This is a genomic window from Thalassobaculum sp. OXR-137 (assembly GCF_034377285.1).
Lineage (GTDB): Bacteria > Pseudomonadota > Alphaproteobacteria > Thalassobaculales > Thalassobaculaceae > Thalassobaculum.
In genome coordinates, this window is sequence record NZ_CP139715.1 from 1,435,151 (window position 1) to 1,449,281 (window position 14,131).

Annotated in this window: 13 protein-coding genes; 10 read left to right on the top strand and 3 right to left on the bottom strand. The window is 61.7% G+C overall.

Annotated features, from left to right (window positions below):
* The first annotated feature begins 66 nt into the window (after positions 1-66).
* The 3 genes from T8K17_RS06785 to T8K17_RS06795 all read left to right on the top strand — a co-directional run bounded on the left by T8K17_RS06785 (position 67) and on the right by T8K17_RS06795 (position 6,527).
* The gene (locus tag T8K17_RS06785) at positions 67-4,335 is read left to right on the top strand and encodes a strawberry notch-like NTP hydrolase domain-containing protein (RefSeq protein ID WP_322333735.1); all 4,269 of its coding nucleotides are present in this window, start codon (positions 67-69) and stop codon (positions 4,333-4,335) included.
* Positions 4,336-4,338: 3 nt separating this feature from the next.
* The gene (locus T8K17_RS06790) at positions 4,339-5,340 is read left to right on the top strand and encodes a toprim domain-containing protein (protein WP_322333736.1); all 1,002 of its coding nucleotides are present in this window, start codon (positions 4,339-4,341) and stop codon (positions 5,338-5,340) included.
* A 239-nt stretch (positions 5,341-5,579) separates the two neighbouring features.
* Positions 5,580-6,527 carry a DUF2493 domain-containing protein gene (locus T8K17_RS06795; protein WP_322333737.1) on the top strand — a complete coding sequence of 316 codons (948 nt, stop codon included), beginning with the start codon at positions 5,580-5,582 and terminating at the stop codon, positions 6,525-6,527.
* A 78-nt stretch (positions 6,528-6,605) separates the two neighbouring features.
* Here the strand turns inward: T8K17_RS06795 and T8K17_RS06800 are convergent, their stop codons facing one another.
* The 3 genes from T8K17_RS06800 to T8K17_RS06810 all read right to left on the bottom strand — a co-directional run bounded on the left by T8K17_RS06800 (position 6,606) and on the right by T8K17_RS06810 (position 9,299).
* A complete protein-coding gene (locus T8K17_RS06800; RefSeq protein ID WP_322333738.1) occupies positions 6,606-7,922 on the bottom strand; it encodes a hypothetical protein in 1,317 nt (438 codons plus the stop codon).
* A gap of 55 nt (positions 7,923-7,977) precedes the next feature.
* Positions 7,978-8,748: a DUF6650 family protein gene (locus tag T8K17_RS06805; protein ID WP_322333739.1), complete on the bottom strand. Its 771-nt coding sequence runs from the start codon at positions 8,746-8,748 to the stop codon at positions 7,978-7,980.
* Between the two features lie 371 nt (positions 8,749-9,119).
* A complete protein-coding gene (locus T8K17_RS06810) occupies positions 9,120-9,299 on the bottom strand; it encodes a hypothetical protein (protein WP_322333740.1) in 180 nt (59 codons plus the stop codon).
* A 124-nt stretch (positions 9,300-9,423) separates the two neighbouring features.
* Between T8K17_RS06810 and T8K17_RS06815 the strand changes: the two genes are divergently transcribed.
* The 7 genes from T8K17_RS06815 to rlxS all read left to right on the top strand — a co-directional run bounded on the left by T8K17_RS06815 (position 9,424) and on the right by rlxS (position 14,051).
* Positions 9,424-9,762 carry a DUF736 domain-containing protein gene (locus T8K17_RS06815; RefSeq protein ID WP_322333741.1) on the top strand — a complete coding sequence of 113 codons (339 nt, stop codon included), beginning with the start codon at positions 9,424-9,426 and terminating at the stop codon, positions 9,760-9,762.
* Positions 9,763-10,072: 310 nt separating this feature from the next.
* Positions 10,073-10,222, top strand: a complete 150-nt coding sequence (locus tag T8K17_RS06820; RefSeq protein ID WP_322333742.1) for a hypothetical protein — start codon at positions 10,073-10,075, stop codon at positions 10,220-10,222.
* Positions 10,223-10,400: 178 nt separating this feature from the next.
* A complete protein-coding gene (locus T8K17_RS06825; protein ID WP_322333743.1) occupies positions 10,401-10,634 on the top strand; it encodes a helix-turn-helix domain-containing protein in 234 nt (77 codons plus the stop codon).
* A complete protein-coding gene (gene traF, locus T8K17_RS06830) occupies positions 10,634-11,134 on the top strand; it encodes a conjugative transfer signal peptidase TraF (RefSeq protein ID WP_322333744.1) in 501 nt (166 codons plus the stop codon). Before T8K17_RS06825 ends, traF begins: the two co-directional genes overlap by 1 nt.
* Positions 11,122-11,757, top strand: a complete 636-nt coding sequence (locus T8K17_RS06835; RefSeq protein ID WP_322333745.1) for a lytic transglycosylase domain-containing protein — start codon at positions 11,122-11,124, stop codon at positions 11,755-11,757. The genes traF and T8K17_RS06835 overlap by 13 nt, the downstream gene beginning before the upstream one ends.
* 1 nt (position 11,758) lies before the next feature.
* Positions 11,759-12,094, top strand: coding sequence for a hypothetical protein (locus tag T8K17_RS06840; protein WP_322333746.1), 336 nt, complete (start codon positions 11,759-11,761; stop codon positions 12,092-12,094).
* Positions 12,084-14,051 (top strand): relaxase/mobilization nuclease RlxS, encoded by a 1,968-nt coding sequence (rlxS, locus tag T8K17_RS06845; RefSeq protein WP_322333747.1) that lies wholly within the window; start codon positions 12,084-12,086, stop codon positions 14,049-14,051. The genes T8K17_RS06840 and rlxS overlap by 11 nt, the downstream gene beginning before the upstream one ends.
* Positions 14,052-14,131 lie beyond the last annotated feature (80 nt).

The window sequence follows — 14,131 nt, forward strand, 5'->3', positions numbered from 1 at the left end:
TGAACGGAATGGGTGAGAGAAAGCCTGTTCCGGTTCGGTTTTCAAACCTCAACCCGGAGACATCCCATGAATTATGCTCTATCCGCAGCGGCGGTTCGTACCGCCGCGCCATTCCGCACGCCCGATAACACTGCTGCCTGCATCCTCACCGCCGCCAACCGCATTCTTGCCGGTCTGGAGCGCGGCATCACCATTGAAACCCGCTTCCTGCGCCAGGCGATGGAAGAGGCATTCGGTGGCTCGGACGCCGAGGGTTTTTGGTGCTGGAAAGACGCCTATGAAGCCTGCGAGGCGGCGCAGGTGCTGTTTCTGCGCAAATATGGCCGCGCCATGCAGGAGAAGGCGGCATCGCCCGCAGCACTTCTATCGATGATCGGCCGCATCGCCGGATTGCTCCCTACCCATACGCGGCGCTCGGAGGAATCCCAATCTCTGCAACAGTTTTCGACCCCGGCGCCCCTGGCGCTGGTGGCGGCCATCGCTGCCGGAGTCACGCCCGATGACGTGGTGCTGGAGCCGTCTGCCGGGACCGGCCTGATGGCCATTTTCGCCGAGATCATGGGCGTCCGTCTGGCGCTCAACGAGGTCGCCGAAACGCGCGTGGCGTTATTGCGGCGGCTATTTCCCGACGCCGTCACCTCCACTCATGACGCGGCCAGCATTGATGACCGGTTGACGGACGATGTTACGCCGTCGGTTGTCATCATGAATCCGCCTTTCTCGGCGGCGGTGAATGTGAAAGGGCGTTCAGCCGACGCCGATTTCCATCATGTGCGTTCGGCCCTGTCCCGCTTGGCCGTTGGCGGAAGGCTGGTGACGATCACCGGCCATAATTTTCCCTATGAGCGACTGAACGGCGCAATTCGCTTTTCCTGCGTCATCGATGGCAGTGCCTATGCCAAGCATGGCACGACGTTCGAGACGCGCCTCACCGTGATCGACAAGGTTCCGGATATTGGCGTCTCCCCGATCATGCCGAAGGTGCAAAGCGCTGCCGAGTTGCTGGCCAATGTCACCCTTCATGTGCCGCCGCGCATGAAGGTGGAGGGCGAGATCGGTCTTGGCGCGGTGAAGGCGATCATGCCGATCCACCACGCTCCGGCTGCACCCAGGCCGACGACGATCTCTTCCGCTCCCGATGCCACAGAGATTGCCTATGAGCCGACCGAATGGACGGCCGCCCAAGGTGCCGATCTTGCCGACACGCTCTATGAGGGTTACGCGCTGCAATCGATCCGCATCCCTGACGCGCACCCGCACCCGACCAAGTTGGTGCAGTCCACCGCCATGGCCTCGGTCGCACCGCCGCAACCGAGCTACCGGCCGTATCTCCCCACGCATATTATAAAGAGCGGTGTTCTTTCCGACGCTCAGCTTGAAAGCGTCATCTATGCGGGTGAGGCGCACACCAAGCATCTTGCCGGATCGTGGACGCTCGACGATACGTTCGACAATATTCATGCCGCCGCTGACGATGCCGAGAATGCCGTACGCTTCCGGCGCGGCTGGTTTCTTGGTGATGGCACCGGTTGCGGCAAGGGAAGGCAAGTCGCGGGCATCATCCTCGATAACTGGATCAGGGGCCGCCGCAAGGCAGTCTGGCTCAGCCGGTCCGATAAGCTCCTCGAAGACGCGCAGCGTGACTGGTTGGCGCTCGGCATGGAAAAGCTGCTGGTCCAGCCCTTGTCGCGCTTCAAACAGGGCACGCCGATCCGCCTGTCGGAAGGCATCCTGTTCGTCACCTATGCCACCTTGCGATCCGCCGAGCGCGAAGGGAAAGCCTCACGCCTTCAGCAGATTATCGACTGGCTTGGCCATGACTTTGATGGCGTCATCGTCTTCGATGAAGCCCATGCCATGGCCAATGCCGCCGGCGGCAAGGGCGAGCGTGGCGATGTCGCGCCCTCGCAGCAGGGCCGCGCCGGGCTGCGATTGCAGCGCGCCGTGCCCGATGCCCGCATTGTATATGTGTCGGCGACCGGCGCGACCGACGTGCGCAATCTGGCCTATGCCGAACGGCTCGGCCTGTGGGGTGGCGAGGATTTCCCTTTTGCGAACAGGGGCGAGTTTGTTCAGGCCGTTGAAGCGGGCGGTGTTGCGGCGATGGAAGTGATGAGCCGCGACGTGAAGGCGCTCGGGCTCTATACCGCGCGGTCGCTGTCATACGAAGGTGTCGAGGTCGAGATCGTCGAGCACGCCCTGACACCGGAGCAGGTGGCGATCTATGACGCCTATGCCACCGCGTTTCAGGTGATCCATAACAATCTGAATGAGGCGCTGGAAGCCACAAACGTCACCGGCGAAAGCCGGACATTGAACGGTCAGGCGAAGTCGGCGGCCAAATCCGCATTCGAGGGGGCGAAGCAGCGGTTTTTCAATGGCCTGATCACCGGTATGAAGGTGGTGACGCTGATCAAAAGCGTCGAGCGCGACATCACCGATGGTCATGCCCCGATCATCCAACTTGTTTCGACCGGCGAGGCAGTGATGGAACGCAAACTCGCCGATATCCCCGCCGAGGAATGGCATGACCTGACTATCGATCTCAGCCCGCGCGAGGTCGTCGGCTCTTACCTCCAGCATTCCTTTCCGACACAATTGTTCGAGCCGTATACGGACGATGAAGGCAATCTACGCTCGCGCCCCGCGTTCGATGCCGAGGGCAACCCGATTCAATGCAATGCGGCATTGGCGGCCCGTGATCGGATGATCGAGCAACTCGCGACGCTCGATCCGGTGCCGGGTGCCCTCGACCAGATCATCCAGCATTTCGGGACGGATCAGGTGGCGGAAGTGACGGGGCGGTCACGCCGTATTGTCAGGAAAGACGAACGGCTTTGCGTTGAAAACCGTCCGCCCTCGGCGAACCTCTCCGAAACCCAAGCCTTCATGGATGACGATAAACGCATACTGGTCTTCTCCGACGCCGGTGGCACCGGGCGCAGTTATCATGCTGACCGGGGTGCGAAGAACCAACGCCTGCGGGTGCACTATCTCCTGGAAGCGGGATGGAAGGCCGATGCCGCCATTCAGGGGCTTGGGCGCTCTAACCGCACCAATCAGGCGCAGCCGCCGCTGTTCCGGCCGATCGCCACGGATGTGAAGGCCGAAAAGCGGTTTCTGTCCACCATCGCCCGCCGCCTGGATACGCTCGGCGCCATCACGCGCGGCCAGCGCCAGACCGGCGGTCAGGGGCTGTTTCGTGCCGAGGATAATCTCGAAGGTGACCAGGCCCGCGCGGCCTTGCGGCAATTCTATATGCTGCTGGCGCAGGGCGGAATTGAGGGCTGTTCGCTCACACGCTTTGAGGAAGCCACCGGCCTGTCGCTGACTTTTGAAGGCGGGACGCTGAAGGAGGAACTTCCGCCGATCACCACCTTCCTTAACCGCCTGTTGGCGCTGCCCATCGCCATGCAGAACGATTTGTTCACGGCGTTCGAGGAGTTGCTCAACGCCCGGATCGAAGCAGCTATCACGGCGGGCGCGCATGACGCCGGGCTGGAGACGATCCGTGCCGAGAGCCTGATCGTCACTGACCGTCGTACCGTGTGGAAACATGACAACGGTGCGGAAACCCGGCTCTTCACGATTGAGCGCAAGGACCGCAACAGGCCGATGTCCGTCGATGACGCGTTGGCCATTCGTGACGGCAAATTGCTGATCAATACCCGCTCGCACCGCGCGGCGGTTCGCACATCGGCGACCAGCTTGATGCTCGATGATGGCAGCATGCAGCGGCGTTTTCGTTTCGTTCGGCCCATGCAGCGCGACACGATAAGCGTCGAAGATTTCGCTTCCAGTCACTGGAAAGAGGCAGAAGAGGCAGAATTCAGTGAAGTCTGGAGTGCTGAAGTTGCCAATGTGCCGGATTTTTCGACCAGCACATTCCACCTCGTCACCGGTCTGCTGTTGCCGATCTGGCGGCGCCTACCGGAAAGCAACGCCCGCGTCTATCGGCTGCAAACCGACGATGACGAGCGGGTGATCGGGCGCGTGCTGTCGCAAATCGAGATGGAGGCCGTCTGCCGCAATCTCGGCATCGACGCGCCGAAAATCTCAAACGAAGACGCCTGGGGGATGATCTTGGACGGCAAGGTCACGGCGCATCTCGCCGATGGCCTGTCGCTGCGCCGCGTTCGCGTTATGAACGAAAACCGCGTTGAGTTGACCGGCTTCACCTCTGGCCTGGTCGAAGCCCTGAAAGCGCGCGGGCTGATGTCGGAAATCATCAATTGGAAATTGCGGCTATTCGTGCCCGTCGGTGATCGGGGGCAATCGATTTTCGAAAGCCTGCTCGACCGCTGGGCGCTGACCCAAATCGCGGAGAGGGGGTGAGCCATGTCCAGCGCTTCCGATCTGGCGCGCGGTCTCGGGCAAAATGCCGAGGCCGTGTGCCGAACCTATCTGCCCAAAGGCCGCCGTCAGGGCCGCTATTGGATCTGTGGGGATGTGCATGGAACGCCGGGCCGCAGTCTCTATGTCCAGCTTTTCGGCGAACGCGCCGGAAAGTGGACGGACGGAGCCGATGGCACGCACGGCGATCTTCTCGACCTCATGGCCGCCAACCGTGGCCTCGACTTTCGTGCGGCGTGTGATGAGGCGCGGGCGTTCCTCAGCCTGCCAATCATTCCGGTGAAACAACCAGAACCGGCACCGCCCGGCACTTCAGACGCCGCGCGGCGGCTGTTTGCTGCGTCGGGTCCGATCCGGGACACGTTGGCGGAGGTTTATCTGCGCCAGCGCGGTATTATTCTGCCTGCTGATATTTCCACCCTACGGTTTCATCCGCGATGTTTCTACCGAGCGCCGTCGGGGCGTCAGGAATGGCCCGCGCTCATTGCCGCCGTCACCGATGACAAAGGCAACGTGACTGGTGTGCATCGCACTTGGCTCGATCCTTCGGGCGGCAAAGCGCCGGTCGATCAGCCGCGCCGCGCGCTGGGACATCTCGCCGGGAACGGGGTGCGTTTTGGTGCCGTCACCGACACCATGGTGGCGACGGAAGGGTTAGAGACCGCCCTGGCGTTCAAGATGATCATGCCCGACATGCCAGTCATCGCCGCCCTCTCGGCTGCGCACCTCGCCGCGCTGAACCTGTCGTCAACGCTGCGCCGCCTCTATGTCGCGCGCGATAATGACGAGGCCGGGCGTCTGGCGTTGGAAAAGCTTCGATCCCGAGCAGGCGAGATCGACATCCGCGAACTGGTGCCACGGGCGGAGGATTTCAACGCCGATCTCCTCACGCTCGGCCCGGATCGGCTACGAGACTGGATCGGGGAACAACTCGCCCCGGATGATATCCATCGCTTCCTCGTCCGCGATGGGCGGCAATGCGCATGATGGCCCCGCCATCGGGTCGCTGAAAGGGGTGCGCACACGGCAGGTCTAACCGTTCGCAAAGGGGCCGCGCCCCGGCCTTTCCAAAAGGGGTATCTGCCAGCGCCAATCGGCTTTGCAACGGCTGCGCCGTCCTCCACTGCGTTGCGGCCCTGAAGGGTGCGAACCCGCTTTGCGGCGCTGGCGGGCGATCCCCGGAAAGGCCGCGGGTGGCGCGGCCTCGCAAAACGGGAGACCCCGCCATGACGCTTCATAACCCCTTCATTGACCCCTTCGACGACGAGCCCCATCACACATCATCGCCAACCGCCCATCTTCTCGATGAGTTGCAGATGTATGGCTACCGCCCCCATGGCGACGAGCCCGATCCGCGCCCGCTGCCTGAAGCCGCCCGCGCCGAACAGGAGATCGAGAACGCCTTCGAATCCCTCACTGCCCTGATGGCCGACACGCGGCTCGAAGACGATCTCGACGATGTGCTCTGGAATCTCGTCAACATCTTCCACCGCAAGATCGCGAATCTCGACCGCGCGCTCGACGACAATGAGCAGGCGCAGCGCCGAATGCAGCGTGAACAGGACGGCTCGGAGGTCAAATCCGTCGAATTGGAACGAACGACCGCGCAGGGCATCTCGATCATCGAGCGCCGCAATGCGTTCGAAGCCTTCCGCGAGATCGGCGCCGCGTGGTTCGAGAAATACACCTTCTCCGCCTGGAAACCGCGCTCCGGCTCGATGGCCAACCGCAAGACGATGACAGCCAGTATGATCGACAGCCGCGATTTTATCGCCGCCAAACGCAAATCCGAGATCGAACCGCTCTTGCCCACCGGCCCGCGCATTGCCTTCACCGGCGGCATGGACTGTAACGATCACGCGCGCATCTGGGACGCGCTCGACAAGGCGCATACAAAGCATTCCGACATGGTGCTGATCCATGGCGGATCGCCGAAGGGCGCCGAGAAAATCGTTGCCTGTTGGGCCGATAATCGCAAAGTTCCGCAGATCGTCTTCAAGCCCGACTGGACGCGCTTTAAGAACGCCGCGCCGTTCAAGCGCAACGACGCGATGCTCGACGCGCTACCGATCGGCGTCATCGCCTTCCCCGGTTCTGGTATCAGCCAAAACCTCGCCGATAAGGCGCGCAAGATGGGCATCAAGGTGTGGAAATTCGGTGAGGGCGGCGCCTAATGCGCCACCCCATTTTGATGCAAGTTTTGCTTCTGAATGCCGGCGCGGGCACATTTGCTCCTGCGGGCCGAAACCAGCTTAGTTGTCCAGCATTCCGTCTTGCGGAGACCAGGTTCTATGTCCGACTATTCGCCGGGGCGGAGGGCTGCCTAACAACGCCAGTCCGTCTCTATACAGCGCGTAGGCATATTCAGAGTCAGGCAGGACCGCGCCACCTTCACCTCGATCCACGACGAAACCGGCAGGTTCGATACGTGGCAGTTCGATAGTTGCGGGCATACTCTCTCTCCCGTCGCGGATAATGGCGCTCAGGGCATTGAGGAATCGTCCAGCGGACTTTTCTTCCATCACGAACCACCCGGCAAACCCGTCACTGCTTCGTCGCAGTGGGCGCCTTCGCGGGAAATGCCGCCACATCCTGGGATCGTGCCAAAGGTCATCCAGCCAGTCGGAATAACCGTGGAATGGCCAGAGGGAATCCACGCTGGCGAGGAAAATTCGACCCGCGTATGGAATCTCCAGGAAGCTCACCGGCGAGTGGGCATCGGGGTGTTCCCCTCCAGCGCGAACCCAATCGATCCAGGTCACGATGCTCGGCGCGTCCATAAGAGAAAAATTCGCGCGATGCGTCGCGAGAGCGAGCGAGGTCGGCGTCGACTCCGGGTTCAAGCTCGGTGTCGGTTCCGTCGAAGGCGGCGGCTTGCCGCGAGGTTTGGAAATGCGCGTCTCGGCAGCATGCAGAAAGGCGCCAGCCGATCCCGGTCTTGAGCCGAACGCGATCGAGTAGCCGTGAATGATCTTGCCGTGGGGCGATTCTGCCGCCAGATGGGGATTCACCTGCTTGCTGTACTTGCGCTTTGCCTGTCCGCTTATGGTCGCGGCCGAAACGTTGGCGGCGAACGATCCACGCGCCTCCGCCAGCACTACGCCGTAGTCCGTAACCGCACCGTCCCCGTAAATGAAGTCGGCGTGCGGGGCGAGAGAACTTGAGAGGCAGGCAGCATTGTCTCGCCACGTATAGCCGAGCGCGTTCATGAGCAGGTCTGTGACGCCAGCTCCAACGCGGCCGGCGAAGGCCGTCCGTTCCGCGTCAGCCAGCGAGTTGATGTGCTGCGTGAGCATGAATGTGGAGCCATCTTCAATCAGCCATTCCACTTCGGTCAGGGCGCTGTCTCCCCATCGCGCCAACATCTCTGGCGGCGCATCCCGCAGCGTTGCCGTCCTCGCGATTGATGCCGCAAGAGCGGTCGGGCCGAACGTCAGGGTCTTGCACATGCCGGGGGCATTGAAGCCCACGGAAATCGGACTCGGATTGTGCAGATGGCGCGTGTGCCCGGTGATGCCGACCGACTTTTCAGCTCGCCAGACCGCAGAGGAGGTCAATACATCGCTCATGAAATGCCTCCGGCCGACGCTTTGCCATGTCCGCTTCTTGCTCGCCGCAGCGCCTTCATGATGCATCGTCCGTGGGAGGAAGGATCGATGCGAGCTCGCCCTCGACATCGACGCCATATTGGTACGCGAGCGCTGCGACGTGGGTGCCAAATGTCGCCCGCAATTCGCCAAGAGCAACGAAGAATGGTGGGCTGCCTTCTTCGTCGCCAAAGCGCCCACTGCCGTAGTGGGGCGGCAGGTTGCGGAAATCCGGATGCGGTTCCTCAAGGAACCTTCGACACGCAGCGCGCATGGCACGGACGGACCCGGCGGCCCGAGCGGTCTCAGGCAGAGCTTGCAATGTTTCTGTCAGCAGTTCGCGTATCCGCAGCACCGAAGATGTCACCTGTGAAACGACTTCGACATGGTACGGGACGAAGAGAACGCGCCGATCTTCAAGCGCAGCCAGCAATCGCCGGATGATCTCTCGTTCATCAGCGGATGGCGTCCACTGGACGCCAAAGAATGGCAGCGAGAATCCCGTCAGTCGATGCGCCAGCGATTTCGCTGCGATCTTCCCCTTCTTTGTGATGTTATCCGATTTACTCACGCCCAGGCCCCCCAATTGTTCGACCGTTCTACAATAGCTCCAAATCGAATCTACCATCATTTGTAGATTTTGCGGCAGATCAAACCAGCCGAGGACATCAGAGAAGCGCTTCTCGCGGAAATCATAACAGGGTGAAAAAGGTGCCCTAAGATGTGGCGCCCGCGCGGGGACAAGCCCCGCGCGCCGGGCTGTCGTGAACCGAACCCGCTTCGCGGTTTCGGCCCTTCGGGCGTCCATCCCATGGCGCTTCTACCCGCATTCGCGGGCGGTTGGTGGCTGGCGCTTCCCGCATAAAAAGCCCCATTCCTCATGCGATCAGGCGTGACCGGGATGGGAATGGTGGTGCGGTGGGTCCCGTTGGCAGCATGACGGTCGTCTTGCGGGCGTGCCCAGCTTGGGCTTGGGCGGCGCATCTGGGCCGAAATGGTGCGTCGGATGAGGATTGCGGCGGTCTTAGCCGCGTGTTTTGCTTGTGTCTATCCGGCTTCATTCTCCGTATCGCGCCACTGGCATTTAGGGCGAGGGAGGGGCGTTTTGAGGCTCATCCTTGCACGGAAGAACGCCGATCCGGCGGGCGGTGACGGGTGTTCGAGTGACCGGTGAAGCCGTCAGATGCAGCGGTGAAAGTTGCGGGCGATGAGGCCATTCGTCTCCCTGTCCCGCCATTCATCGAGGACCAATCCCTGCATGTCTTTGTCGCTTAAATCCCGCGCCGGACCGTTCAACCCTTCGGTCGGAAAAATTTCCCCTGCGGCCTTGCCGCATTCCTCGCGCTCGCTTCGCTCCAAATTTCCCCGCCCGGCGGGTGCTCCGCTTTGCTTCGCCCTTACAGGTGAACCGCCCGCCTTTGCGGTCTTTTCGCTGGTGACATCGCAGGGATGGTCCCGCGATTAACAGCATAGGAGACTTATCATGGCTATCACCCTTGGCGGTTTCACCAAATCCGCGGACGGCAGCTTCACCGGCACGCTCAAAACCCTCAACGTCACCGCCAGCCTCGTCATCGTCCCGGTGGACAAGATGAGCGAAAACGCCCCCGATCATCGCGTCTATGCCGGCAACGGCAACCGCTACGAAGTCGGCGCAGGCTGGTCGCAGGTCGCCAAAACCAGCGGCGAGACCTACCTCAATCTCAAGATCGGCGCGCCGGAATTTGGCCCCAACTGGGTGCGCGCCCGCCTAGTCAAGCTGGAACAACCCGGTGAAGACGGCACCACCCATATCGCCCTCTGGGAGCCGCGCGACCGCTAGAATCCCACCTCATCAGAGCCCCGCCGGGTATCGCACGGCGGGGCTTTTCCTCATGCTTTCGCGCGCATTGAACCGCCGGAATTGATGCGGAGTTGCCTGCGGCAACGGGCTTTCCGTCTCGATTTCTTCAGTATGCCACCCGGCGCAACGCGAGCCTCAAGCCTGCGCGGTACCCCCAAAATGCTCTCGCATTTCGGCTCCCCCACGCCCCGCCTTCGGCGGCGCTTCGCGGCCTTGACCCCCGCTATCCGGATGACCGCTGGGCGCGTTCTCGACGGGAGAACGGCTCAATCATCAGGAGATTTTCACCATGTCACGCATCGATATCGCCATCTGGATCGAACTTTTGGACATCGAATTGCGCGGGGGCTTGCCCGCAGATGAGCGCGCATGGAACCGCGCCAAGATCGCCGAATTACAGGCCCAACTCGATGCGATGAAGGAAGCGGAAGGGGCGTAGCGCCCCTTCTTTCCGCGCGTTTTCTTCTACGGAAGCCGTGTCGCGCGCCGCCGCTTTCGCGTGAGCGAAAAGGGCGACGAAAGAGGGGGCTCGATTTCGATACCCCCCGTTTTTCGAGCGTCCCGCGACGCGCCCTTGCTCGCCATCCTTAGCCCATTCACGCCGAAAGGAGCTAACGATGCAAGACGATCAATCACGGGCGAGCGCGGCAAAAAAGGGCAGCCCGTTTCTCACCACGAGAGAGGCCGCGCATTACCTCAGCCTCTCCTATCGCACCCTTGAGAAGATGCGCCTCACCGGCAATGGCCCGCGCTTTCGCAAGCATGGCCGCTATGTGCGCTACCACATTGCTGACCTCGACGCCTGGTCGGAAGGGCGGCGGCAATCATCCACGTCGGACGGGGCGCGGTGATGAAAAAAGCCGCCATCCTTCCCCTTGCCGCCGCCCTTTCCGGCGTCGTGCTGATAGGAATTTCCGCCATTACCCGCGCGCCTCTGTTGGTCTGGAACGCCTCGGCCAGTGCGCCAATTGGCCTCTATCGAGTCACATCCGGTGCGCCGGAGCGTGGAGACCTAGTACTGGTCCAGCCCTCGAAATCCATCGCCAAACTGGCCGCCGAGCGCCGCTATCTGCCCGCTGGCGTGCCGCTGATCAAGCGCATTGCGGCCATGGGCGGCGATGATGTTTGCGTCTTTGACGGCGCGATCATCATCAACGGCGAGATCGCCGCGCCCCGGCTTGAAGTCGACCGCAAAGGCCGCCCCATGCCGCGCTGGAACGAGTGCCGCGCACTCGAAGCGGATGAGATTTTCCTGCTCCTTAAGCCTGCCGATTCCTTCGACAGCCGCTATTTCGGGCCGGTCCCGCGCGCCCAGATCATCGGGAGGCTCGCACCGCTATGGACCGAATAACGCCTCTCATCATCGCCGCCGCCGCCATCATCGCGCCCGCCTATGCCGCATCTCTCGACCAGTTTCAGGCGCAGATAAAAGAAGCGTCACAGCGTTTCGGCGTTCCCGAAAACTGGATCCGCGCCGTCATCATGGCCGAGAGTGCTGGCGACCCGCGCGCCATCTCGCCCAAGGGCGCGATGGGCCTGATGCAGCTCATGCCCGGCACCTGGGAGGAGCTGCGCGAGCAGCATGGTTTGGGCGCTGACGCTTACCATCCGCGCACCAATATTCTCGCAGGAACGGCCTATCTCAAAGCCATGTATGAGCGCTTCGGCACCCCCGGTCTCTTCGCCGCGTACAATGCCGGGCCGGGGCGTTATGCGGAGCATTTGCGCACCAAAAAGCCGCTTCCTGCCGAGACCCGCGCCTATGTCGCCGGCATCGAAAAGGCGCTCACGGACGTGCCAGAAACCACCGTCACAAATGCAAAACCCAGCCCATCGCCCGCACAAAATTCACCGAAAATCGCCTTCGATACGCGGCTGTTTTTTCCGATTTCAACGGGCGAAAACAGCGAAAATCCCGCACGAAATGATGAACTTTTCGTGCCGCTTTCCACCCAAAAACAGAACGAGAAATGAGATGAAAATGTCGACTTTCATTGCGGTTTTCAGCGTGATTTTTGCCTGGCGGCGCGGCCTTGCCGCTGCCGGGATTTCCGTCTCGATGGAGGATCGGTCGCAGGTGATCGCGGATGGTCGCAGGGAGGATGAAGAATGCTGCGTAAGGCAAGATAAAGCTCCGGCACTACCCCCGCGCATCGTGGGTGGTAAGCCTTTGTCTGCACATCGTTTTTTCAGGATGGCGGATAGTGCCAAGCGCGCTGCCATGGTGCCTGCCTATCGGCAACACCCTGATATTCCTGATGTTCTTTGGCACCAATCCCTAGACCAGGGAGAATGCGCCCATGTCGGATGATGACGACTTCAAACCAAAGCTCGGCAAAATCCGCTCGCGCGGCTCCAAAAGCGGGCGCAAGTTTCTGCACCAGGTTTTAGCTGCCTCGAACCTTGCGGGTGGCAGTGCAGGCAAGTCGGGCTTCAGCGGCAGCCGTATCGGGCGTGGTGCGGGGGTTGGCCGCGTGCTCGCCAGTCGTGACCGTCATGCCGCATTCCGTCAGCGCCGGGTCATCATCAAATCGCGCATCGTCAGGCTGGCCGGCAAGGGCATGAACGGCGCGCGGGCGCATCTGCGTTATATCCAGCGCGACGGCGTCACCCGCGACGGCGAGCCGGGCCAGCTTTACAATGCGCTGGAGAATGAAGCCGATGGCAAGTCGTTCCTCGATCGGGCTGACGGTGACCGCCACCAGTTCCGTTTCATCGTCGCACCTGAGGATGGCGCGGATTATGAAGACCTGAAGCCGCTCACCCGCCGCTTGATGGCGCGTATGGAAGAAGATCTCGGCACGAAGCTCGACTGGGCGGCGGTCGATCACTTCAACACCGGCCATCCGCACACGCATATCATGCTGCGCGGCAAGGATGATCATGGTCACGATCTGATCATCGCCCGCGACTATATCACCACCGGCATGCGCGAGCGCGCCGCCGAAATCGTCAGCCTCGATCTTGGCCCGCGCACGGATCGCGAGATCGAGAACCGGCTGCGCCATGAAGTCGAACAGGAGCGGTTGACCAGCATCGACCGCCGCCTCATGCGCGAAATGGACGAGAACGGCATCGTTTCCGCTATTGACCGCAACGCTTTCCAGCAGACATTGCGGGCGGGTCGATTGAAGAAGCTGGCACGCCTTGGCCTCGCCGAAGAACTTCGCCCCGGTGGGTGGCGATTGGAAGAGGGGCTGGAGGATACGCTGCGCCGCATGGGCGAACGCGGCGACATCATCAAGACCCTGCATCGCGAGATGGCGGGCAAGGATATCGCCCGCAGCCCCGCCGATTACGTCATCCATGATCCCGCCGATCCGCATACCAAATCCGTCACCGGTCGCGTGATGAAGCGTGGCCTGTCGGACGAGATCAACGACCGGCATTATCTGATCGTCGATGGTGTGGATGGCCGCGCCCATTATATCGACATCGGCAAAGGTGAGGCGACCGAGCCGACGCCCGAAGGCAATATCATCCGCGTTGCGTCCAAAAGCATAGAGCCGCGCAAGGTGGATCGCACCATCGCCGAAATCGCGGCAGCCAACGGCGGGCGCTACAATATCGACATTCACCTGAAACACGATCCCCGCGCCACCGAGAATTTTGCCGAAACCCATGTCCGGCGACTGGAAGCGATCCGCCGCGCCACGGATAGCATCGAACGCGAGCCGAACGGCACGTGGATCATCGCGCCCGACCATCTTGACCGCGTGGCCGATTACGAACGCGGGCGGGCCAAGGCCGCGCCGGTCATCGTGGAAAAGCTATCGCACCTCACCCTTGATCAGCAGATCGGTTCAGACGGCGCAACATGGCTCGACCGCGAACTCGTCTCCAGCCAGCCGGAAACCACCCGCGATTCCGGCTTTGGCCGCGACCTGCGTGAGGCCCAGTCCCGCCGTCGTCAATGGCTGATCGCGGAAGGTCTGGCGCGCGAAGAGCAGGGCAGCACGATCTACCGCGCCAACATGCTCACCACCCTGCGCCGCCGTGAACTAACCCGCGTTGCCGGACAACTCTCCGAACAACTCGGCCTCGCCTATGCCGAAACCCGTCCCGGCGACCAAGTCGAAGGCACGTTACGCCGCTCGCTCGAACTCGCCAGCGGCAAATACGCCGTCATCGAAAAATCCCGCGAGTTTACCCTCGTCCCCTGGCGCCCCGTCCTCGATCGCCATATCGGTCAACACGTCTCAGGCATCATGCGCGCCGACAGCATCTCCTGGACCATCGGGAGGCAGAAAGGGCTGGGGATTTCATGAGTGCGTTTCGAAATATGCACGCGACGGTAAATAGAATTCTGGAACTTTCGTGTCGGTTCCTGTATTCGTATTATAAAAAT